General features: G+C 65.7%; 16 protein-coding genes. All 16 read left to right on the forward strand.

Annotated elements, in window-relative coordinates:
• The first annotated feature begins 145 nt into the window (after positions 1–145).
• Positions 146–970, forward strand: coding sequence for an IspD/TarI family cytidylyltransferase (locus BSTEL_RS05075; protein ID WP_034527956.1), 825 nt, complete (start codon positions 146–148; stop codon positions 968–970).
• Positions 971–1,138: 168 nt separating this feature from the next.
• Entirely contained in the window at positions 1,139–1,273 is a 135-nt protein-coding gene (locus BSTEL_RS12875) for a hypothetical protein (protein WP_274518536.1), read from the forward strand.
• Positions 1,274–1,276: 3 nt separating this feature from the next.
• A complete protein-coding gene (locus tag BSTEL_RS12115) occupies positions 1,277–1,438 on the forward strand; it encodes a hypothetical protein (RefSeq protein ID WP_156963172.1) in 162 nt (53 codons plus the stop codon).
• A 49-nt stretch (positions 1,439–1,487) separates the two neighbouring features.
• Positions 1,488–2,144 (forward strand): pyroglutamyl-peptidase I, encoded by a 657-nt coding sequence (locus BSTEL_RS05080; RefSeq protein ID WP_034527958.1) that lies wholly within the window; start codon positions 1,488–1,490, stop codon positions 2,142–2,144.
• A 158-nt stretch (positions 2,145–2,302) separates the two neighbouring features.
• A complete protein-coding gene (locus BSTEL_RS05085; RefSeq protein WP_051922862.1) occupies positions 2,303–3,739 on the forward strand; it encodes a cell division protein in 1,437 nt (478 codons plus the stop codon).
• Between the two features lie 203 nt (positions 3,740–3,942).
• Positions 3,943–5,295 carry a C1 family peptidase gene (locus tag BSTEL_RS05090; RefSeq protein WP_034527961.1) on the forward strand — a complete coding sequence of 451 codons (1,353 nt, stop codon included), beginning with the start codon at positions 3,943–3,945 and terminating at the stop codon, positions 5,293–5,295.
• Between the two features lie 234 nt (positions 5,296–5,529).
• On the forward strand, positions 5,530–6,663 hold the full coding sequence (locus BSTEL_RS05095) for a 3-deoxy-7-phosphoheptulonate synthase (RefSeq protein ID WP_034527963.1): 1,134 nt from the start codon (positions 5,530–5,532) through the stop codon (positions 6,661–6,663).
• A 55-nt stretch (positions 6,664–6,718) separates the two neighbouring features.
• Complete coding sequence (locus BSTEL_RS05100) at positions 6,719–7,909, forward strand: 3-deoxy-7-phosphoheptulonate synthase (RefSeq protein ID WP_034527965.1); 1,191 nt, start codon at positions 6,719–6,721, stop codon at positions 7,907–7,909.
• Positions 7,910–7,999: 90 nt separating this feature from the next.
• Positions 8,000–8,749 (forward strand): 5'-methylthioadenosine/adenosylhomocysteine nucleosidase, encoded by a 750-nt coding sequence (locus tag BSTEL_RS05105; protein WP_051922863.1) that lies wholly within the window; start codon positions 8,000–8,002, stop codon positions 8,747–8,749.
• 290 nt (positions 8,750–9,039) lie between these two features.
• Positions 9,040–10,410: a sensor histidine kinase gene (locus tag BSTEL_RS05110; RefSeq protein WP_034527967.1), complete on the forward strand. Its 1,371-nt coding sequence runs from the start codon at positions 9,040–9,042 to the stop codon at positions 10,408–10,410.
• Positions 10,411–10,494: 84 nt separating this feature from the next.
• Positions 10,495–11,205 (forward strand): response regulator transcription factor, encoded by a 711-nt coding sequence (locus tag BSTEL_RS05115; RefSeq protein WP_034528429.1) that lies wholly within the window; start codon positions 10,495–10,497, stop codon positions 11,203–11,205.
• A gap of 522 nt (positions 11,206–11,727) precedes the next feature.
• The gene (gene pstS, locus BSTEL_RS05120) at positions 11,728–12,855 is read left to right on the forward strand and encodes a phosphate ABC transporter substrate-binding protein PstS (RefSeq protein WP_034527970.1); all 1,128 of its coding nucleotides are present in this window, start codon (positions 11,728–11,730) and stop codon (positions 12,853–12,855) included.
• Between the two features lie 180 nt (positions 12,856–13,035).
• Positions 13,036–13,989: a phosphate ABC transporter permease subunit PstC gene (gene pstC / locus BSTEL_RS05125; protein ID WP_034527977.1), complete on the forward strand. Its 954-nt coding sequence runs from the start codon at positions 13,036–13,038 to the stop codon at positions 13,987–13,989.
• Positions 13,989–14,987, forward strand: coding sequence for a phosphate ABC transporter permease PstA (gene pstA, locus BSTEL_RS05130; protein ID WP_034527979.1), 999 nt, complete (start codon positions 13,989–13,991; stop codon positions 14,985–14,987). The genes pstC and pstA overlap by 1 nt, the downstream gene beginning before the upstream one ends.
• 103 nt (positions 14,988–15,090) lie before the next feature.
• Entirely contained in the window at positions 15,091–15,870 is a 780-nt protein-coding gene (gene pstB / locus BSTEL_RS05135; protein ID WP_034527981.1) for a phosphate ABC transporter ATP-binding protein PstB, read from the forward strand.
• Between the two features lie 272 nt (positions 15,871–16,142).
• Positions 16,143–21,122 (forward strand): SpaA isopeptide-forming pilin-related protein, encoded by a 4,980-nt coding sequence (locus tag BSTEL_RS05140; protein ID WP_034527983.1) that lies wholly within the window; start codon positions 16,143–16,145, stop codon positions 21,120–21,122.
• Positions 21,123–21,151 lie beyond the last annotated feature (29 nt).

The following is a 21,151-nucleotide window of genomic DNA, read 5'->3' on the forward strand; positions in this document are numbered from 1 at the left end:
GGTGAGGGTGGTCCCGTGGCCGGCGGTCCCGCGGCCCGCGGTCCCGTGTCCCGACGCAGACCCCACGCGTTCCGGCGGATATTCCGTGCAGATGCGCGTGTGACCTCCGTCACCGTTCCGGGGCGCGTTCTACGGTGGAGACATTATGACCGAGAGAGAGAACATGAACCAGATCGTGCCCGTCGTGGGCGTCGTCCTCGCCGCAGGCTTCGGCACGCGTTTCGATCCCGACAATCCCAAGCAGCTCGTCTCCGTGGGCGACAAGCCGATCGTGTGCTGGAGCATCGAGGCGTTCGAACGGTGCGAGCGCGTCAGTGACATCGTCGTCGTCGTCAACGCGAAGGTGCGCGGCGAGGTCGAGCGTCTCATCGCCGAGGCCGGCTACGGTAAGGTGCGCGTCGTCATCGACGGCGGCGCCGAGCGCGTCGACAGCACGGCCGCCGCGCTCGACATGCTCGCCGCGGCCGGTATCCCCGACGATGCGAAGATCCTCATCCACGACGCGGTGCGTCCGTTCGTCGCGCAGTCCGCGATCGACGGTTCGATCGACGCGCTCGACGAGTACGACGCCGCGACCGTCGCGTTCGCGTCCACCGACACCATGCTGCTCACGCGTGATCTCGGCGACCGGAAGGTCGTCGCGAGCGTGCCGGATCGTCCGAACACGTTCCGCGCGCAGACGCCGCAGTCGTTCCGTTTCGCGACGATCCGCCGCGCCTACGAGTTGGCCGCCGCCGATCCGGACTTCCATCCGACCGACGACACGCGCGTCGTCGTCGACTACATGCCGGACGTGCCGGTCGCGATCGTCGCGGGCAGCGAGACGAATCTCAAGATCACGACGCTCGCCGACATTCCCGTCGCCGAGCGCATCGCCGCCGATCTCACGCATCACATGACGCGCGAGGAGGCGAAGGCGCGCATGCACGCCATGTTCGCCGGTGCCGCCGCGCAGATGCACCGCCGCTGACCGCGCGTCATCCGACCGGCCGTCACGCCCGGCCATCACGCCCGACCGCATTCCCGTATGCGGCCGGGCGTTCGCATAGTCCCCTCGGCGCGCGATTCATGCCTTGTAGACTTTGTAGATTCTTGTAGACTTTTGTAGATTCCTGTAGAGGAGGACGCGCGTCGTGGGGTGCGCGACGCGTTGAGCCGTCTCGGCGACACGGTGCATGGGCCGGAGCTCGACGGCCTTTCCGCCGTCGATAAGACGTATCTGCTGGCGATGGCGCAGGACGACGGCCCGGCGTCCACGTCCGTCGTGGCGTAGCGCATGGGCAAGAGCGTGAAATACGCGGGGCGATACCGCATGCGGCTCCTCGAAGTGCAGGTGATCGTGGATAAAGGGTACGGGAAAGTGGATTTCGCCATCCCCTATCTGCGCGAATATCTGCGCGAGCACGCCGCCTTCATCCGCATGTCGCTGGAACGATGACGGCGGCACGTGCGCGACCGGCCGTCCGTGGACGGGTAGACTGGGGGCCATGCAACAGCTCAGTGTCGTGATCTCCGGCTTCGACCATTATGACGACGTGCGCGTCAACCCCTCCTACGAGGTGCCGAAACTGCTCGCCGAACGCGGCGTCGACGGGCTCGACGACGTGGACCTCACCATCCGCGCGGTGAGCCTGCCCGTCAGCTTCGCCAAGGCATGGCCCACGCTGCTCGGCGCCATCGAGGAGGCGAAGCCGAACATCGTCATCGCCACCGGGCTCAAGCACACGGCGCGCGGCGTGATGCTGGAACGGTGCGCCACGAACCTCATGGACGCCGCCAAGCCGGACGCCGACAACGTGGCGCCGCGACGCGCGCCGATCGACCCGGACGGCCCCGCCGCCTACTGGACGCGTCTGCCGCTGCGTGCGATCATCGCCGATTTCGCGCATGACGGCATTCCCGCCACCCTGAGCTCGGACGCGGGCACGTTCGTCTGCAACTCGCTGTTCTACAACCTGCTCAACTGGGCACACGGCCAGGAGCGCGTGCTCGCCGGATTCGTGAGCTTCCCGCTCGTCAACGAGTCGCCGCACCCGCAGCATGGTCTGCCGCTGCGCCAGCTCGTCTCGGCCGGCGGCGACGTGGTGCGCGAGACGGTGCGCTACTACCGTCGTCCCAGCTCGAAGGAGATCCTCATCGCGTGACGCCGCGACGCGCCGACATCGAACAAAAGTGGGTAATGATGTGTGCATTGCGGGCGCGTCCGGCCCGTTTCCGGCCGTGATGGGATACGATTTTGCTCGATATGCCCGCATAGGGCGCATTATGGGTAGAGCGATGTGATGGAGCCGAAAGGACAGACATGGATCAGTTCCCGATCGTGTTGAGGGGTTACGACAAAGACAAGGTCGACGAGGCCTTCGCCGCCGCGCAGGAGCGCGTGCGTCAGGCGCAGCGCACGCTCGCCGGCATGCGCGAGCAGATCGCGGCCGGCGACGACCGCATCCTGCAGCTGCAGGCGCAGCTGGAGGAGGAGAAGAAGCGCAAGCCCGCCAACAACAGCTTCGCCTCGCTTGGCGCCAACGCCCAGCAGATGCTCGCCTCCGCCGAACAGACCAGCTCCGAGCTGCTCGAACGCGCCAAGGCCGACGCCGCCACCACGCGCAAGGCCGCCCAGGCGCAGGCGCAGACGCTCATCAACAACGCCAAGCTCGACGCCCAGCACATCATCGACGACGCCAACCAGCGCGCCTCCTCCACTCTCGACCAGGCGAACAACGAGGCCGAGACCATCACCACCACCGCCCGCAACGACGCCGCCCAGCTGCGCGCCGAAACCGCGAAGAACGTGACCGAGCAGCGCCAGACCGTCGAACTCGAGCTCAGCAACTCCCGCGAGGAGCACAACAAGAAGCTCGCCTCCGAGCGCGCCGCGCAGGAGCGCGAGCTGTCCGACCTCAAGGCCACGGCCACCGCGCAGATCGCCGCCCAGCGCAAGAGCACCAACGAGGAGCTCTCCCGCCTCAAGTCCGAAGCGAACGACCAGATCGAGGCCGCGCTCGCCGAGGCGAACAAGAAGCTCGCCGACGTGCGCGAGCAGGTCTCCAAGATGATGACCGACGCCCAGCGCAAGGCCGGCGAGATCACCGACGAGGCCAAGTCGAAGGCTCAGGAGATCACCGACGACGCCGAAGTGCACCGCACCAAGACGATGAGCCAGGTGAACGCCGAGGTCCAGCAGATCCGCACCGACATCGCCGCCCAGCAGGAGGAGGCGACCAAGAAGGTCAGCGAGCTGCTCGACAATCTGGAGGAGCGTCGCACCGCCGCCAAGGCCGAGGCCGACAAGCTCGTCAGCCAGGCGAAGACCGTGCGCGAGGAGGCCGACTCCTACGCCGCGTCCAAGCGCGCCGATGCGGACGCCCAGGCCGCCGCGATCCTCAAGAAGGCGGGCGAGGACGCCGAAGCGCAGATCGAGGAGCGTCGCACCGCCGCGCAGGTCGAGCTCGACGGTCTCAAGAAGAACATCCACGAGCTGCAGCAGCGCGAGGCGCAGATCACGCAGCGCGTCACCGAACTGCGTTCCATGTTCGCCAACGCGTTCTCCGGCTTCCTCGGCGATCCGGTCGCCGCGCCGGACGTGCCGGTGAAGAACGCCGTGCCCGCTCCGGAAGCCGCGCAGCCGGCCGACGGCGAGAACGCCGGCGACGGCAGCGCCGAGACCGGTGTCGAGACGGCGCCCGCCGCCGACGCGCAGCAGGCGCCCGCGCCGGTCCCGCAGCCCGACGACGCCGACTGAGACCGACCGACGGCCGTGCCGCAACGGCGCCACGACGCCCGTCTTCCGCACGTATACGCGCGGAAGACGGGCGTCGTCGTTTTTCGAGCGCGTCGCGTCCACCATGCGGAACGCCGCTTGCGCGGTTCCGCCACGGCGCGGCGGCGAGTAAGCTGGTTCCGGTTGTTATCCGCCCACAAGGAGACCTAAGGAGATAATCGGATATGACTGAACTGCAGCCGTTGAGCAACGACGCGTTGACCGTCCTGCGCGAGGATTTCGACGATGACGGCACCAACCGTATGGCGATGAACGCGGTGACCGCCGCCGGCATCGACACCGTCGCGAAGAACTATGACCGCGCACGCCTGCTGCAGCGCCGCTTCTCCACCGTCGTGGACAACGGCGAAGCCACCCACCAGGACCGTTCCGGCCGTTGCTGGCTGTTCAGCTCCCTGAACGTGGCGCGTTTCGTGGCGAAGAAGAACCTGAACGTCAAGGAGTTCGAGTTCTCCCAGAACTACGCCATGTACTACGACAAGCTCGAGCGCATCAACTACTTCCTGCAGGACGTGGCCGCCCTCGTGCGCGCCGGCGAGCCCGCCGACTCCCGTCTCGTCCAGCACCTGCTCGCCGACGTGATGGGCGACGGCGGCCAGTGGACGATGGCGATGAACGTGTACAAGAAGTACGGCGCCGTGCCGAAGGACCTCTACCCGGAGACCGCTTCCTCGAAGAACACCGGCGCGATGAACACGCAGCTGCGCCACATGCTGCACACCGCCGTCGCCCGCATGTTCGCCGCGTTCGCAGCCGGCGACGATGCGACGATCGACGAGATCGTCACCGAGGCGCGCGCCGCCGGCCACCGCATCCTCACCATCCACCTCGGCGAGCCGCCGGTCTCCTTCGACTGGGAGTGGACCGACGCGGACGGCGAGTTCCACCGCGACGGCGAGATCACGCCGCAGGAGTTCTGGAAGAAGTACGTGGGCTCCGCCGATCTGGAAAGCTACGTCTGCCTCGTCGACGATCCGCGCAAGGAGCATCCGAAGGGCCGCAAGATCGCCATCGAGCACCTCGGCAACGTGGCCGGCGGCGATGCCACCGAATACCTCAACGTGCCGAACCAGTTCATGAAGGACTGCGTGCGCAAGATCCTTGTCGAGCAGGGCATCCCGGTGTGGTTCGGCGCCGACTGCCACCCGTTCATGGACCGTGAGTCCGGCGCGTGGGCGACCGATCTGTTCGAGTACGGTTCGATCTACGACTTCGACTTCGATCTCGACAAGGAGGAGCGCGTGCGCTTCGCCGATTCCGCGATGAACCACGCGATGGCCTTCGCCGGCGTGGACGTCGCCGAGGATGGCACGACGACCCGCCGTTGGCGCGTCGAGAACTCCTGGGGTGCGAAGATCGCCGACAAGGGCTACTTCACGATGAGCGACGACTGGTTCACCGAGTACGTCTACGAGGTCGCCGTCCCCAAGGCGCTCCTGCCCGAGGAGTACCAGGCCGTCCTCGAAGAGCCCGCCATCTCCCTGCCCGCATGGGATCCGATGGGAGCTCTCGCCTGAAAGGCGAGAGCTCCTGAGCCGCCGAACCGTTAAGCGGGCAACCCGGTGGGTTGTCCGTAGGTTCGGTGAGCGGCCGGCCGTTCCACGAAACGGCCGGCCGGTTTCGTATTTCGGGCGCCGGCCACTACAGTGAAGTGGTTGCCGCACGGTGCGGCGCATATCGCATGTCGCATGCATGTCGCATGCGCAGCGCATGCATATCGAATGACTCATGGTCAAGAAAGGAGAGTCGGCATGGCAGCACTTCGTGGTCCGGACAGTTCCGAGGACGCGCGTCGTTTGGGGGAGCAGGCCGTCTTTCCCGAGACCGTCGACGTCAACATCCGCCAGCTCGACCCGATTCCGGCGCCGCGCGCGTTCCTGAGGGAACTGCCGCTCACCGATGAGATGAGCGAACTGGTGCTCACCTCCCGTCAGGAGATCCGCAACGTCCTGCACGGTCGCGACGACCGTCTGCTCGTCATCGTCGGCCCGTGCTCGATCCACGATCCGAAGGCGGCGCACGAGTACGCGACGAAGCTCGCCGCCGTGAACCGCGAGCTCAACGACCGGCTGCTCATCGTCATGCGCGTGTACTTCGAGAAGCCGCGCACCACGATTGGTTGGAAGGGCCTCATCAACGATCCGGACCTCGACGGACGCTTCAACATCCGCAAGGGCATGTGGTTGGCGCGCAAGGTGCTGTCCGACGTGCTCGAACTCGGGCTGCCCACCGCGACCGAATGGCTCGACCCGATCACCCCGCAGTACATCTGCGATCTCATCAGCTGGGGTGCGATCGGCGCGCGCAACACCGAAAGCCAGGTGCACCGCGAGCTCGCGAGCGGTCTGTCGATGCCGGTGGGCTTCAAGAACGCGACCGACGGTTCGATCAAGCCGGCCGCCGACTCCTGCTATGCCGCCGCGTTCGAGCATCATTTCCTGTCCATCAATCTGGACGGCCGCGTCATCTCCGCGGAGACGAAGGGCAATCCCGACTGCCATCTCGTGCTGCGTGGCTCCAACCATGGCCCGAACTATGACAAGGCGTCGGTCGCGCAGGCCCTCGAAGACCTCAGGAAGTCGAAGGCGTCCGGTCCGAGCGAGCATGGTCTCATCATCGACGCGGCGCACGGCAACTGCGGCAAGGACGAGGTGCGCGAGGCCGAGGTCGTCGAGGAGATCGCGCAGCGCGTCGCCGAAGGCGAGCCGGGCATTCTCGGCGTGATGATGGAGAGCTTCCTTGTCGCCGGCCATCAGAAGCCGGCCCCGCTCGACCAGCTCGTCTACGGCCAGTCGGTCACCGACTCGTGCGTGCCGTGGGACCGCACCGAGGAGCTGCTGCACACGCTCGCCGACGCGGTCGCCGCCCGTCGCGCCTCCCGCTGACGGTATCCGCTATCCTTGGGCACTGGATATGTGAGCCAAGGGAGAAGCGATCGTCATGCAACAGCAGCAGCCACTCAACAAGCCGGAGGATCTCAAGGCCATCCGTGAGGCGATGGACGCGGGCAAGAACCCGCTCGTCGCCACGGATGTGCCGCGCTGGGAGGATCAGGTCGGCGTGAGCCGCATCGTGAACCGGCGTGTGCTGGAGTTCGAGGTGCTGCCCACCCCGGCCCAGGTGCTCGCCGACCTGCCGCTCAGCCCGGAGGCGCAGGAGATCGTCGCCTACTCGCGTGACGAGATCCGCGCCTGCCTGTACGGGCAGGACGATCGTCTGCTCGTCGTCGTTGGCCCGTGCTCGGTGCATGATCCTGCGGCGGCGCTCGACTACGCGCGTCGCCTTGCCAAGCTCAAGGACGAGCTCGACGGCGAACTGCTCATCGTCATGCGCGTCTACTTCGAGAAGCCGCGCACCACGGTCGGCTGGAAGGGTCTCATCAACGATCCGGACATCGACGGCTCGTGCAACATCCGCAAGGGCCTGCTGCTCGCCCGTCGCACGCTGCTCGGCGTGCTGGACGAGGGGCTCGCCGCCGCCACCGAGTTCCTCGAGCCGACCAGCCCGCAGTTCATCGCGGACGCGGTCAGCTGGGGTGCGATCGGCGCGCGCAACACCGAAAGCCAGGTGCACCGCCAGCTGGCGAGCGGCCTGTCGATGCCGATCGGCTTCAAGAACGCGACCGACGGTTCGGTCAAGGCGGCGTCCGACTCCTGCTTCGCGGCCGCGCAGCAGCACACGTTCTTCGGCATCGACCATCTGGGTCGTGCGGCCGTTGTCAAGACGCTCGGCAATCCGGACTGTCACGTCGTGCTGCGCGGCGCCAGCTCCGGCCCCAACTACTCGCGCGAGGACATCGCGGCGGCGTTGGAGACGATCCGCGGACGCATGCCCGCCGAGTCCGCGGCCGCGCACGGGCTCATCGTCGACTGCTCGCACGGCAACTCCGGCAAGGACGAGCACCGTCAGGCCGAGGTCGTGCGCGAGATCGCCGCGCGTATCGCCGCGGGGGAGCAGGGCATCACCGGCGTGATGATGGAAAGCTTCATCGAGGGCGGCAACCAGCCGGCGGCGCCGCTGAACCGGCTCGTCTACGGCAAGTCGATCACCGACAAGTGCCTGAGCTGGCCGGATACGGAATCCCTGCTGCGCGAACTCGCCGAGGCGGTCGCCACGCGACGTTGGCGCTGACGCCGCGCCGGCACCGGTCCAACGTCTGACCATGAGCTCCCCTATGCTCGGTTGCGAAAACGAACGCATCGAACATAGGGGAGATTTCGTATGACAGGCAAGCACACGGCACCCGCCACGACGGCATCCGCCACTAGGACCATCGCGATCATCGGCGCGCTGGACGAGGAGGTGGCACTCATCGCCGCCGCCCTCGACAACGTCGAGCACGACCACGCCGCCAGTCTCGACGTCACGCGTGGCACGATCGCCACGAACAAGGGCGAGGAGCTCGCCGTCGTCGCCACCGTGGGCGGCATGGGCCTCGTCGCCGCCGCCGCGACCACGCAGCATCTCATCAGCACATACGCACCCGACGCCGTGATCTTCTCCGGCATCGCCGGCAACCTCAACCGCGAACTGCACGTCAACGACGTCGTGCTCGGCGGCACGCTGCGCTTCCTCGACACCGACATGCGTCTCGTCGGCCAGTGGAAGCCCGGCATGCCCGACGCGCCCGTCACCGAATTCCACTCCGACGACCATCTGCTCCACATCGCCGACGAGGCGCTCGACGCTGCCGGCACCAAGCACATCACCGGCATCATCGCCTCCGGCAATTATTTCGTCGATTCCCCCGAGCAGGTGAGCCGCGTCATCCACGACACGGGTGCCGACGCCGTCGAGATGGAGGGCGCCGCGGTCGCGCAGGTCGCCGCACGCAACGACGTGCCCGCGCTTGTCATCCGCGCCCTGTCCGACAACGCGGACACCGACTACGAGGTGTTCAAGGAGTTCGACATCTCCGAGTACGCGGACACCGCCGCGCGCCTCGTCGTCGACATGCTGCACCGCATGTGAGGCGTGTGGCGCGTGCGATGCCGGGATAGCACGCGCGCGGCCGCCACGTGCCACCGTGCCACGTGCTGCGCGTCGTGCGTGCCACGCATGGGCAGCCACGTCACGTGCCGCGCGATTGCCTCGCGTCGCGCACGCCTCGCGCCGACGGAAGGTGAACATCCGCTGAACTTACGTAGTCCGGCGTGACTCCTACATGTTCTCCCGCTAGTCTGGAGAGGCAAACGTTTTCACCCGGCGGGCGTGGCGACGTTCCGTCGTGCGCCCGCCGGCGTCCGTCTGTGAGGTGGGACATGGTCTGGTGGCAGGTGCTCGTTCTGGTCGCGTTCGTCGCGTTCGTCGTGGGCGTCGTCGCCTATCGCGACGGCATGGAGCGCGGCGAGCGCGTGGGGCGCGAGACGCGCCCGCACGTCGCCGCCCCGCTCGACCCCGACGACGTGCTGTTCGGTGGCGAACCGTCGGTACGTGCGCGCGAGGAGGCGTTCGTCACGGCGATTCCCGAAGCGGTGATTCTCGTCGACGGCGAAGGCGACATTCGATACATGACCGATGACGCCGTCGTGTTCAAGCTCAACGAGTCGCGGCATCTCGCGGACGAGGATGCGCTCGGCATCCTCGCGCGCGTCGCCGCGGACGGCGTGACGCGCGAACGCGAGATCGAACTGCCGCTCGACGGCGTGCGCACGCTCGCCGGCGCGAACGTCGAGTCCGGCCGCGGTGTCGAGGCCGGCAAGGCGATGCCGTCGAACATCCGCTATCTGAAGCTCAGAGTGAGCGCGATCGGCGACGACCTGTACGCGGTCCTCATCAGCGACATGAGCGAGCAGCGCCGTTTCGAGGCGATGCGACGCGACTTCATGACGAACGTCTCGCACGAACTGAAGACGCCGGCCGGCGCGATCTCCCTGCTCGCCGAGACGATCGGCGACGCCGCCGACGATCCGGACGCCGTGCGCTATTTCGCCGGACGCGTCTCCAAGGAGTCGACGCGGCTCACCGAACTCGTCCACCGTCTCATCGACCTGCAGAAGGCGCAGGACGCGACCGGCGTGCTCGACCCGAAGCGTCTCGGCGTGCTCGCCGTCTCGCGCAAGGCCATCGCCGAGAACCAGGTGCAGGCCGACGGGCGGCATATCGCGCTCGAACTGCATTACGACGGCGTGCAGGTGCCGACCGACGCGCCCGAGGCGGGGGAGCGGGACGCGATCGTCTCGTGCGACGAGGACGCGATCACCACCGCGGTGAAGAACCTCGTCGAGAACGCGATCCACTATTCGCCCGAACACACCACCGTGCGCGTCGCCGTGGGCGCGCGCGACGGCAAGGTGCGCATCCGCGTCATCGATCAGGGCATCGGCATCCCCGCCGAATCCATCGACCGCATCTTCGAACGGTTCTACCGGGTCGATCCGGCCCGCTCGCGCGCCACCGGCGGCACCGGACTCGGCCTCGCCATCGTCAAGCACTGCGTCGCCGACTGCGGCGGCACCGTGTCCGTGTGGTCGCACGAGGGGGAGGGGTCCACGTTCACCATCGAACTGCCGCTCGACGCCGACCAGACGCCGCTCGACGGCGCCTCGGACGGCGAAAGCAACGTAGCCGACGACGAAGATACCGTGATGATTCCGCATGAGGAAGACGATGGTGCGGAGACCGCGCGGTAGCGGTTACGTAGTCGAGATTAGCGAGGGGTGAACCGTGGACGAACGACTAGGATTGTCCACGTAACGAAACAGGGAAAGGTGATCATGACGCGCATTCTCATCGTGGAAGACGAGGAATCCTACAGGGAACCGCTGGTGTACCAGCTTACGCGCGAGGGATACGACGTCTCCGCGGCCGCGACCGGCGAGGAGGGCCTCGAACTGTTCACCAAGGGCGGCATCGACTTCGTCCTGCTCGACCTCATGCTTCCCGGTATCGACGGCACCGCCCTGTGCCGTCGCATCCGCGAACAGAGCCGCGTGCCGATCATCATGCTCACCGCCAAATCCGCCGAGATCGACAAGGTCGTGGGATTGGAGCTCGGCGCCGACGATTATGTGACCAAGCCGTACTCGTTCCGCGAGCTGCTCGCGCGCATCCGCGCCGTCATGCGCCGCAACCAGCAGCCGTCCGGTGCGGGCGACGGCGCGGGCGCGGGCGACGACCTGCCGCTCGTGTGCGGCGACATCGCCATGCAGGTCGGCCAGCATCAGGTCACCGTGCGCGGCGAGAACGTGTTCTTCCCGCTCAAGGAGTTCGAGCTGCTCGAATATCTGCTGCAGAACAAGGGCCGCGTCATGACCCGTCACCAGCTCATCGACCGCATCTGGGGCTCCGATTACGTGGGCGACACGAAGACCCTCGACGTGCACGTCAAGCGCGTGCGCGCGAAAATCGAGGAGGATCCGAGCCACCCCAAGTACCTCACCACCGTGCGCGGTCTCGGCTACAAGATCGACAAGCCGGCCGCGTGACCTGCGGTCACGCGCGAGTCGTTTTGGATGGCGTTCGCCATCCCCTCAGCCTACGGAGAACCCACCGGGTTCTCCGTTTCACGGCTTCGGCCGGCCGCGTGACTTCGTCACGCGCGAGTTGTCTTGCCCGCCTGTCGGCGGGCCTTCGCCTACAAACGGTTCACCGGACCGTTTGCTTCACGGCTCAGCCGGCCGCGTGACTTCGTCACGCGCGAGTTGTCTTGGATGGCGTTCGCCATCCCCTCAGCCTACGGAGAACCCACCGGGTTCTCCATTTCACGGCTTCGGCTTTTATCAGGCTCCCTGTCGGCTTTCACGCCGCAAGGGAGCCGACTACGTTTTGGGGCCGAAAACGACGTAGGCATTGATTGCGGATTGTTCATCGTCCGTTCACCGGTTTCGGCGGGCGGGCCCCCTCGTCGCCTCTAATCTTGGAGATGTCAAGAAATGACGGACGATTCGGAGCGAGCCTCCACACCGCATCCGGATCGCCTCTTGCAAGTGATAGAGGGAAAAGAAACAATGCGTAAGAACATCCTCGTTCGCTCCATTGCCGCCCTGTCCGGCATCGTGATGCTGGCCGGCCTCGCGGCCTGCGGCGACAACACCGCTTCCACGCCCGACGGCGGTTCCAGCTCCGCCACCAAGTCCGAGCCCATCTCCGGTGACTTCCAGGGCGCCGGCGCCTCCTCCCAGCAGGCCGCCGTCGAAGCGTGGATCGCCGGCTTCCAGGGCAACAACCCGGACGCCAAGATCGCCTACAACCCGTCCGGTTCCGGCGCGGGCGTCTCCACCTTCCTGACCGGCGCCACCGCGTGGGCCGGCTCCGACAAGGCCCTGTCCGACGACGAGGTCTCCCAGTCCAAGGAAGTCTGCGCCTCCGGCGCCGCCTTCGACGTGCCGGTCTACATCTCCCCGATCGCCGTGGTCTTCAACCTCAAGGGCGTGTCCGACGCGGGCAAGCACATCAACCTGGACGCCTCCACGATTGCGAAGATCTTCGACGGCAAGATCACCTCCTGGAACGATCCGGCCATCGCCGATCAGAACAGCGACCTCAAGCTGCCTGACACCCCGATCACCGTCGTGCACCGTTCCGACAAGTCCGGCACCACGCAGAACTTCGTCTCCTACTTCAAGGACGCCGCCCCGAACGACTGGAGCTACGACCTGTCCGAGAACTGGCCGAACTCCGTCGGCCAGGGCGCCAAGGGCACTTCGGGCGTGATCTCCACCGTGCAGCAGGCCGACGGCACCATCGGCTACGCCGACTTCTCCCAGGTCGGCAAGCTCGGCACCGTCGCCGTGAAGGTCGGCGACTCCTACAACGAGATCTCCGCCGAGGCCGGTTCCAAGGTCATCGAGGATTCCGATCTCGACTCCTCCGCCAAGGGCGACAACCGCGTGGTCGTGAAGATCAACCACGAGACCACCGCCAAGGGCGCCTACCCGATCGTCCTCGTCTCCTACGCCATCGTCTGCCCGGCCTACAAGGATGCCAAGCAGGGCGAGTTCGCGAAGGCCTGGCTGACCTACATCACCTCCTCCGACGGCCAGAAGGCCGCCCAGGACGCCGCCGGCTCCGCCCCGCTGCCGTCCAGCCTGACCGACAAGATCACCAAGTCGATCGAAGCCATCAAGACCAAGTGATGACCGAGGCCCGGCCATCCGGTCCGGGCGAACGGACATCGGCAAACTGAACAATCCGAATCTGTGAGCCGCAGTCGTGCGAACGGCTGCGGCTCACAGCCGGTTCCGACAACGCCGAAGAACGCCGCCCGCCAAGCCTCATCACCCGCACAACGCACCACTTTCCACTAAGGAGAATCCGTGAGTTCGCAAGACACACCGGTCATGCAGCCGGCCGGCGGCAAAACGGCGGACAAGGTGTTCAAAGGCATCGCGTATGCCTGCGGCATCCTGATCCTCGTCGTGCTGGCCGCCGTGTTCCTGTTCCTCTTCTTCCGCGCGTGGCCGCTCATCGGCGGCGACCAGTCCGCCAACAGCGCCACCATCTCAAGCTTCACCGGCGGCAAGACCGACAGCTTCTGGGGCTACGTGCTCCCGCTGCTCTTCGGCACCGTGCTCGTCTCCATCCTCGCCCTGCTGATCGCGTTCTTCATCTCGATCGGCATCGCGCTGTTCATCTCGCACTACGCGCCGAAGAAGATCGCCACGGCCCTGAGCTACGTGGTCGACCTGCTCGCCGCCATCCCCTCCGTCATCTACGGTCTGTGGGGCGGCCTGATTCTCGTGCCCGCCATCTACCCGTTCTGGAACTGGGTGGCGCACTACCTCGGCTGGATTCCGCTGTTCGCCGGCCCCGCCGCCAACCCGCAGCGCACCGTCGCCACCGTGGCCGTCGTCCTCGCCGTCATGGTGCTGCCGATCATCACGTCCATGTCGCGCGACATCTTCCTCCAGACCCCGACCCTCCAGCAGGAAGCCGCCTACGGCCTGGGCGCCACCAAGTGGGAGATGATCAAGCTGGCCGTGCTGCCGTTCGGCAAGTCCGGCATCGTGTCCGCCTCCATGCTGGCCCTCGGCCGCGCCCTCGGCGAGACCATGGCCGTGTTGATGATTCTGTCCCCGGGCCTCACCTACTCCATCAAGCTGCTGCAGGCCTCGCAGAACCAGACCATCGCCGCGAACATCGCCGCGCAGTACCCCGAAGCGAACGATCTGGGCGTCTCCACGCTGATCGGAACCGGTCTCATCCTGTTCCTCATCACGTTCGTGGTCAACTACGCCGCCCGTAAGATCACCGAGAAAGCGAGCGTCTGATGGCTGAAGCAACCGCGACCAAGAAGAAGAACCTCGACGGCGCGCCCGTCATCGACTTCGACAAGTTCCGTCCCACCCGCTCCTCGGAGAACGCCCGCAAGCGCAAGGACTACTTCATGACCGGCCTCATCGGCCTGGCCTTCGTCATCGCCTGCCTGCCGCTGATCTCCGTGCTGTGGACGACCATCGTCAACGGTCTGAAGCGACTCAACCTCAACTTCCTGTCCTACAACATGACCGGCGTGGTCGGCGGCAACCCGACCCCGTCCGGCGGCTACGGCGGCGTGCTCCACGCGATCATCGGCACGCTGGAGATCACCGGCGGCGCCATGGTCATCTCCATCCCGATCGGCATCATGTGCGCCGTGTACCTCGTCGAATACGCGCACGGCGGCAAACTCGCCATGACGATCTCCCTGCTCGTCGACGTGATGAGCGGCATCCCGTCCATCGTCGCCGGCCTGTTCGCCTTCTCGATGTTCACCATCGTGTTCGGTCCCGGTACCATCAACGGCTTCGAAGGTTCCGTCGCACTGTCGCTGCTTATGCTGCCGACCGTCGTCAAGTCCTGCGAGGAGATGCTCAAGATCGTCCCGAACGACCTGCGCGAGGCCTCGCTGGCCCTCGGCGTCACCAAGCAGCGCACGATCACCAAGATCGTGCTCAGGACCGCCCTACCGGGCATCGTCTCCGGCTGCATCCTCGCCATCGCGCGAGTGATCGGCGAAACCGCCCCGCTGCTCATGACCGCCGGCTACATCTCCAGCACCAACGTGAACCTGTTCTCCGGCCAGATGACCACCCTGCCGGTGTTCGTCTACCAGGAGTATTCGAAGCTCAACGCGAACTGCCCGGTCAACGCGACTTCGGCCTGCGTGCCGACCATCCCGATGGAACGCGCCTGGGCCGCCGCCCTCGTGCTGATCATCATCGTGCTGGTCCTCAACCTCATCGGCCGCGTCGTCGCCAAGGTCTTCGCCGTCAAGACCGAGCGCTGACCTTTCTTCCTCGGCTCCCTTGAGGGGAGCTGGCGGCGAAGCCGACTGAGGGGTGTCACCCCGCGAAACGTAACGCATCGTAAGCAACCAAAAGGAATTCATCATGGGACAACGCATTGACGTCAACCACGAGAACATCTACTACGGCGACTTCCTCGCCGTCGAGGATGTGAACATCAACATCGAGCCGAACAAGGTGACCGCGTTCATCGGACCGTCCGGCTGCGGCAAGTCCACCGTGCTGCGCACCCTGGACCGCATGCACGAGCTCATCCCCGGCGCCCACGTCGAGGGCGAGGTCCTGCTCGAAGGCAAGAACCTGTACGACAAGGACGTGGACCCGGTCTCCGTCCGCCGTGACGTCGGCATGGTCTTCCAGCGCCCGAACCCGTTCCCGACGATGTCCATCCGCGAGAACGTGCTCGCCGGCGTGCGCCTGAACAACAAGCACCTGAGCAAGTCCGACGCCGACGACCTCGTCGAGTGGGCCCTGCGCGGCGCCAACCTGTGGAACGAGGTCAAGGATCGTCTCGACAACCCGGGCATCGGCCTGTCCGGCGGTCAGCAGCAGCGTCTGTGCATCGCCCGCGCCGTGGCCGTCCACCCGCAGGTCGTGCTGATGGACGAGCCGTGCTCCGCCCTCGACCCGATCTCGACCCTGGCCGTCGAGGACCTGATCAACGAGCTCAAGGACGACTACACCATCGTCATCGTCACCCACAACATGCAGCAGGCCGCCCGTATCGCCGACTTCACCGCGTTCTTCAACCTGAAGGCCGTCGGCGAGCCCGGCCACCTGGAGTACTTCGCGGACACCACCACGATGTTCAACAACCCCCAGAACGAAGAGGCCGAGCGTTACATCTCCGGCCGCTTCGGCTGATCGCGCGACGCGAATAGCCGTCGCTTCGTAGGAAAAGCCCCGCTTCGGCGGGGCTTTTCTGTTATCTGCGAATCGCTGCGATGTCTAATTATTGACGAACCATTCAATAACGTCTAACTTGTTTAAACAAGTCTTAGGTATGGAATATCTTGTACCTTATGGAACGAAACGTCGGGCCCATCGGATGCGTCCGGCGGTTCGATCGTTCATTGAGAGAACGGTAACGAACGCGTGTGGCCAAGACGCCACGCGTCAGAAGGAAGGTACAGACCATGCTCAAGCAGGTGAGGCGCCAGATCATACTGGTCGTGTCATTGCTGGTGGCGGTCGCGATGCTCGTCGCGATGATTCCGGGTGTCGCCCAGGCGGCCCCCGCGACCGCCGCGGACGGCACGTCGCAGAATCAGGATTCATCCGCCGCGACCGGCTCCACCGGTCAGGACGCGTCGTCGAGCGCTCCGACGAACGGGGGGTCGCAGGATTCCACCGGAACGTCGGCCGGTGACGGAACGACCGGCGGGAACGCCGGCACCGGTGCCGCGGATGGCACCCAGCAGAACGGTTCCGCGCCCGCAGCCAAGTCGAAGAATGCGCCCGCGCCGGCCGCCGCCGACGGCGATACGGTATCGTTCAGCGGCACCACGCATCTGTTCCTCAATGACGACGGCCAGTGGCAGGTCGACACGGATGTCACCGACAAGGCCACGCTGAAGAACCAGCTCGCATTCTGGCAGATCGGCGGAGACCTGTTCAACGGCAACTACAACGACAGGACCCTCATCGTGACGTCCACCGTCGGCGGCACGAAGCACGAATACCAGCTCAACTATTGGGACATGCAGCCCGGCGACTACGGTGCGGACCAGAACGCAACCCATTACTACGGCAGCTACACGATCTACGCGCACGTCCCCGACGACCAGAACCCGGTGCTTCCCGCCCAATACACGGACAACAAGATCCCGATCCTCGTCAAATTCAAGTTCGACAAGCCGGGCGCCGGTGCGGACGCGGACACCCTGAAGGCGAACCGCATCGACACGCTCCAGCCGGCCAACACCACCGTCAACCTGTTCGACTACTGGCTGCAGAACCAGGATTCGTGGGACTACAACGACTACGACGTCCAGCACATCGAGAACGCGGGCATCAACAATGGCCACTCGCTGCGCTTCCGCCGCTGGGGCACCAACGGCAGGGACTCCAACCCCATCAACGCGTGGACCGGTACCGCCGGCGACCCGTACCGCAGCAAGGACGGGAACGGCATCGTGAGCGACACGCTCGGCGCCGACGGCTACCCGACGCTGACGAAGGACTCGTCCGATAAGGACAAGCAGGGCAAGAACCCGGAGAGCCTGAACTACCTGTTCGACGCTTCCGGCCGGAACGGCAAGGCCTCGTACCCGGACGTGAAGAACCTGTTCTCCCTGAAGGACGGCTACTACACGTTCGACTCCGCGAAGAACTTCGCGGAATACGACCAGGCCGAGAACTCGTTCCACGTCTACAACAAGGGCGCCATCACCGCGGGCAACACGCGTGACGAGAACGGCACCCCGATGTACAACTTCTTCCCGTTCGTCAAAGCCTCCGACGTGTTCAAGGCCGACGGCAAGGGCGGCATCGAATACGACAAGGACTGGGTGAACCGCACGCCGAACACGGGCAGCGACGGCAACGCCGGCGTGTTCTCCGAGAACGTGAACGTCAACCACTACTTCGGCATGACGATGGAGACCAAGTTCAGCCAGAAGTTCAACGGCCATACGGGCTCCGACGAGAAGACCCCGGTCAAGTACGAGTTCTCCGGCGACGACGACGTGTGGGTGTACATCGACGGCGTGCTCGTCACCGACCTCGGCGGCATCCACAACCGCGACGGTTTCGCCATCGACTTCTCGACCGGCAAGATCACCGTCACCAAGCATGACATGGGCGATGGCAAGGACAAGCAGTTCGAGGCGACGACCCTCAAGAAGCAGTTCAAGGCCGCCGGCGTGGACGTGTCGAACTGGGAGTCCGACACGTTGCCGAACAACAGCCGCCACACGCTGAAGTTCTTCTACATGGAACGCGGCAACACCGACTCCAACTGCAGCCTGAAGTTCAACCTGTTCGACATTCCGGAGAACTCCGTCAAGAAGATCGACCAGTACGGCGACCCGGTGAAGGGCGCCGGATTCGCCTTCTACACCGCGTACTCGGACTACACGACGGACTCCGGCCAGCTGCCGTTCACCTCGGGCGTGACCGACGAGAACGGCGTGTTCAACCTGACCGACCCGACCACCGGCGAATCCAGGAGCCTGAGTTCCCTGAAGGAGAACAACGTCAAGTACATCGTCGCGAAGGAGACGGGCGTGCCGGACGGCTACCGTCGCGCCGGAACCGACAGCGCGCACATCGCCGTCAAGTCGACGCCGGTGCCCGGCGCCGCGGACAAGAACGTCACCTACACGTATCTCGAATCCGCCAACCCGTATGATTCCGGCGTGCAGACCGTCACCGGCGCGAACGTGGAGGTGCCGTCCGGCGACCACGCGAACACCGTCCTGTCGCAGGATGAGAAGCAGAACGGCAAGCCGGTCGAATACTCGCTGAAGGACGGCTACCTGTTCGGTGTCGTCTTCACGAAGGACGGCGACGCGTGGAAGCCGATCACCGGCGATACGGAGCACGGCTGGAAGACGTGGGGCAGCGTCGGCGAACTGATCAACAAGACGACGGTGCCGATCGCCACCATCGGCGACACCGGCAAGTGGCACATGGACTTCGACGAGCTCCCCGGCGACATCGAAAGCTACGACTTCCTCGGCATCCACACCGGCTCCGATCCCAAGTACCTGTACCGCATCGAGTACTACTACACGAACCAGAAGCCCCAGCCCGGCGGCAACTTCACCGGCGACCTGAAGAAGGTCGACTTCTCGAGCTTCTCCTACCAGCTGTCGTCCACGATCTACGTCTCGAACATCGAGAACACGATCGCCGTGCAGAAGCTCGGCGCCGACGGCAAGCCGCTCGCCGACGCGGACACGAATCCGGCCGTCTTCTCGATCTACAAGGACGAGAACGTCGCCAAGGACGCCGCCGGCAACCCGACCGGCCCGGCCGACGGCGCCCAGCCGTACGCCACGATGAAGACGCGCGACCTGTCCAAGAAGAACGGCGACGCCGTCGACCGCAAATCCGCGGCGATGTTCCCCGAACCCGGCAGCGGCAGGCGGCTCTCCAACGGCACGTACTACGTCAAGGAGACGAAGGCGCCGGAAGGCTACGGTCTCAACGACCGTTGGACGAAGATCATCGTCAACGGCAACGGCGTGTTCGCCGACGCGGGCACCGCCGACGACGACGTGAAGGTCCAGGTCGGACTGGGCGGCATCGTGAAATCCATGTACACGAACGTGGACGGCGTCAACGGCAACACGCTGCAGGACATGATCGTCGACCTCAAGAACGCGGACACCGCATCCATGAACGGCGAACTCGCCAAGGAGGACCAGGCCGCGGCCGACGCCAACGCGACGAACACGACGAACACGAACGGCGACGTGCCGAACTTCCTCTACGGCGTCCACACCGGCTCCGGAGTCGACTACCGCACCGAAGGCACGTACGACGCCGACTACAACGTGGGCGGCGTACAGCTCAAGCAGGGGCAGGCGTTCAGGGAACTGAAGTCGGCGCACTACTACCACTTCATCAACACGGCGACCCCGGAGGCCAGCTGGTTCCCCGAACTGGCGAACTCGAACGGCGACACCGAGCACCTGACCTACGCGTACCGCGATCCCGACACCGCCCGCAGCTCCAGCTGGAGCGGGTTCATGGGCGGACTCAAGGACGCCGACGTGAAGGCGCACCTGTCGTACGCGGGCCTCGACTCGTCGAACGCGATCTTCGAATACGCGCAGAACACGAAGGACGGCAAGCACCTGTACGAGAACGACGCCGACTATCCGGACGCGTTCGTGACGGATGAGGGCTTCCCCGTGCTGAGCGTCACCCAGAACTACAAGGACGCGAAGCACGGCATCACGAGCGACGGCAAGCAGAAGGTCACCGGCAGGGAACTGTCCGGCCTGTTCTCCGGCATGACCACCATCCAAGTGACCGACAACGGCATCGCGCCGCTGAAGATCTCCAACGTGGTCGTCGATCTCAAGAACAACGCGAAGAAGGCCGGAGCGGACGGCACGCTGCCGAACCCGAAGCCCGAGGCCGAGTTCGGTTTCACGATCACGCTGAAGCCGGGCAAGGGCCTGCCGAACGTACACAACGCGTACACGTACCGCGTGTGCACGTTCACCGGCACCGATCCGACGCAGTACGCCTCCCAGCAGTGCGACGACCCCGGTTCGCACACGCTGGAGCTGAAGGCCGCCGCCGGCGCGCGGAAGGCGAAGGCCGCGGCGGCGTCCGGCGCGAAGACCGGCACGCTGACGCTCAAGGACGGCGAGATCGCCGTGTTCGACGAGCTGCCCGCATCCGCCGACTACACGATGGAGGAGACCGGCATCCCGCAGCCCTTCTACCAGAAGGAAGTGAAGGCCGAGGATGACGCCACGAAGATCGAGAACGGCGTCGCCTCCGGCGCGACCAAGGAGAAGGAGAACCGCCACGCCCACTTCGTCAACACGTTCGGCGTGACCGCCCAGCCCGGCGTCGCCAAGAAGGTCGAAGGCGCGAAGTGGAAGAGTGCCGACGGTGACTTCCGGTTCACGCTGACCCGTGGGTCCTCGCCGGACGCCACCACCGCCCCGGTGTACCGCTACAAGGACGCGGCCAAGGGCACGGTCGAAGCGTTGACGGACGCCGGCCTGAGCGCCTCCACCACCGGCGACATCGCGAAGAACGCGACGCAGAACGTCGACTTCCCCGAACTGGTGTTCAACCAGACCGGAACCTACGTGTTCAAGGTCGCCGAAAGCACCGAGAACAAGCCGCAGGGATGGAAGTACGACACGACGCACGTCAACGGGACCGTCAAGGCCACGGTGACGGTGACGGTCGAACAGACGCCGGGCCAGAAGCCGCAGGCGACCCTCATCTACGGCGAGGGCGCCTCCGCGAGCGGAAACCGGACCACGTTCGTGAACGCGTTCGCCTCGGTCTCCTCGCTGCCGTTCACCGGCGGCGACGCCACGGCCCGCACCTGGCTGATCGTCGGCGGCATCGCCGTGATCGCCGCCGCGCTCGCCGCCGCCCTGGTGGACCGCTACCGCCAGCGCCAGCACCTCGCCTAACCCGCCCGTCAAGGTCGCCCCCGCTGGCG

This window comes from Bifidobacterium stellenboschense (genome assembly GCF_000741785.1).
Taxonomy (GTDB): Bacteria; Actinomycetota; Actinomycetes; order Actinomycetales; family Bifidobacteriaceae; genus Bifidobacterium; species Bifidobacterium stellenboschense.

What these genes read in the sequence shown, in the direction of transcription:
- BSTEL_RS05080 (WP_034527958.1), top strand. Translation starts at nt 1,488, where the DNA reads ATGCAACAGCTCAGTGTCGTGATCTCCGGCTTCGACCATTATGACGAC.
- pstA (WP_034527979.1), top strand. Translation starts at nt 13,989, where the DNA reads ATGGCTGAAGCAACCGCGACCAAGAAGAAGAACCTCGACGGCGCGCCC.
- pstS (WP_034527970.1), top strand. Translation starts at nt 11,728, where the DNA reads ATGCGTAAGAACATCCTCGTTCGCTCCATTGCCGCCCTGTCCGGCATC.
- BSTEL_RS05075 (WP_034527956.1), top strand. Translation starts at nt 146, where the DNA reads ATGACCGAGAGAGAGAACATGAACCAGATCGTGCCCGTCGTGGGCGTC.
- BSTEL_RS05100 (WP_034527965.1), top strand. Translation starts at nt 6,719, where the DNA reads ATGCAACAGCAGCAGCCACTCAACAAGCCGGAGGATCTCAAGGCCATC.
- BSTEL_RS05115 (WP_034528429.1), top strand. Translation starts at nt 10,495, where the DNA reads ATGACGCGCATTCTCATCGTGGAAGACGAGGAATCCTACAGGGAACCG.
- BSTEL_RS05140 (WP_034527983.1), top strand. Translation starts at nt 16,143, where the DNA reads ATGCTCAAGCAGGTGAGGCGCCAGATCATACTGGTCGTGTCATTGCTG.
- pstB (WP_034527981.1), top strand. Translation starts at nt 15,091, where the DNA reads ATGGGACAACGCATTGACGTCAACCACGAGAACATCTACTACGGCGAC.
- BSTEL_RS05095 (WP_034527963.1), top strand. Translation starts at nt 5,530, where the DNA reads ATGGCAGCACTTCGTGGTCCGGACAGTTCCGAGGACGCGCGTCGTTTG.
- BSTEL_RS05105 (WP_051922863.1), top strand. Translation starts at nt 8,000, where the DNA reads ATGACAGGCAAGCACACGGCACCCGCCACGACGGCATCCGCCACTAGG.
- BSTEL_RS12115 (WP_156963172.1), top strand. Translation starts at nt 1,277, where the DNA reads ATGGGCAAGAGCGTGAAATACGCGGGGCGATACCGCATGCGGCTCCTC.
- BSTEL_RS05085 (WP_051922862.1), top strand. Translation starts at nt 2,303, where the DNA reads ATGGATCAGTTCCCGATCGTGTTGAGGGGTTACGACAAAGACAAGGTC.
- BSTEL_RS05090 (WP_034527961.1), top strand. Translation starts at nt 3,943, where the DNA reads ATGACTGAACTGCAGCCGTTGAGCAACGACGCGTTGACCGTCCTGCGC.
- BSTEL_RS05110 (WP_034527967.1), top strand. Translation starts at nt 9,040, where the DNA reads ATGGTCTGGTGGCAGGTGCTCGTTCTGGTCGCGTTCGTCGCGTTCGTC.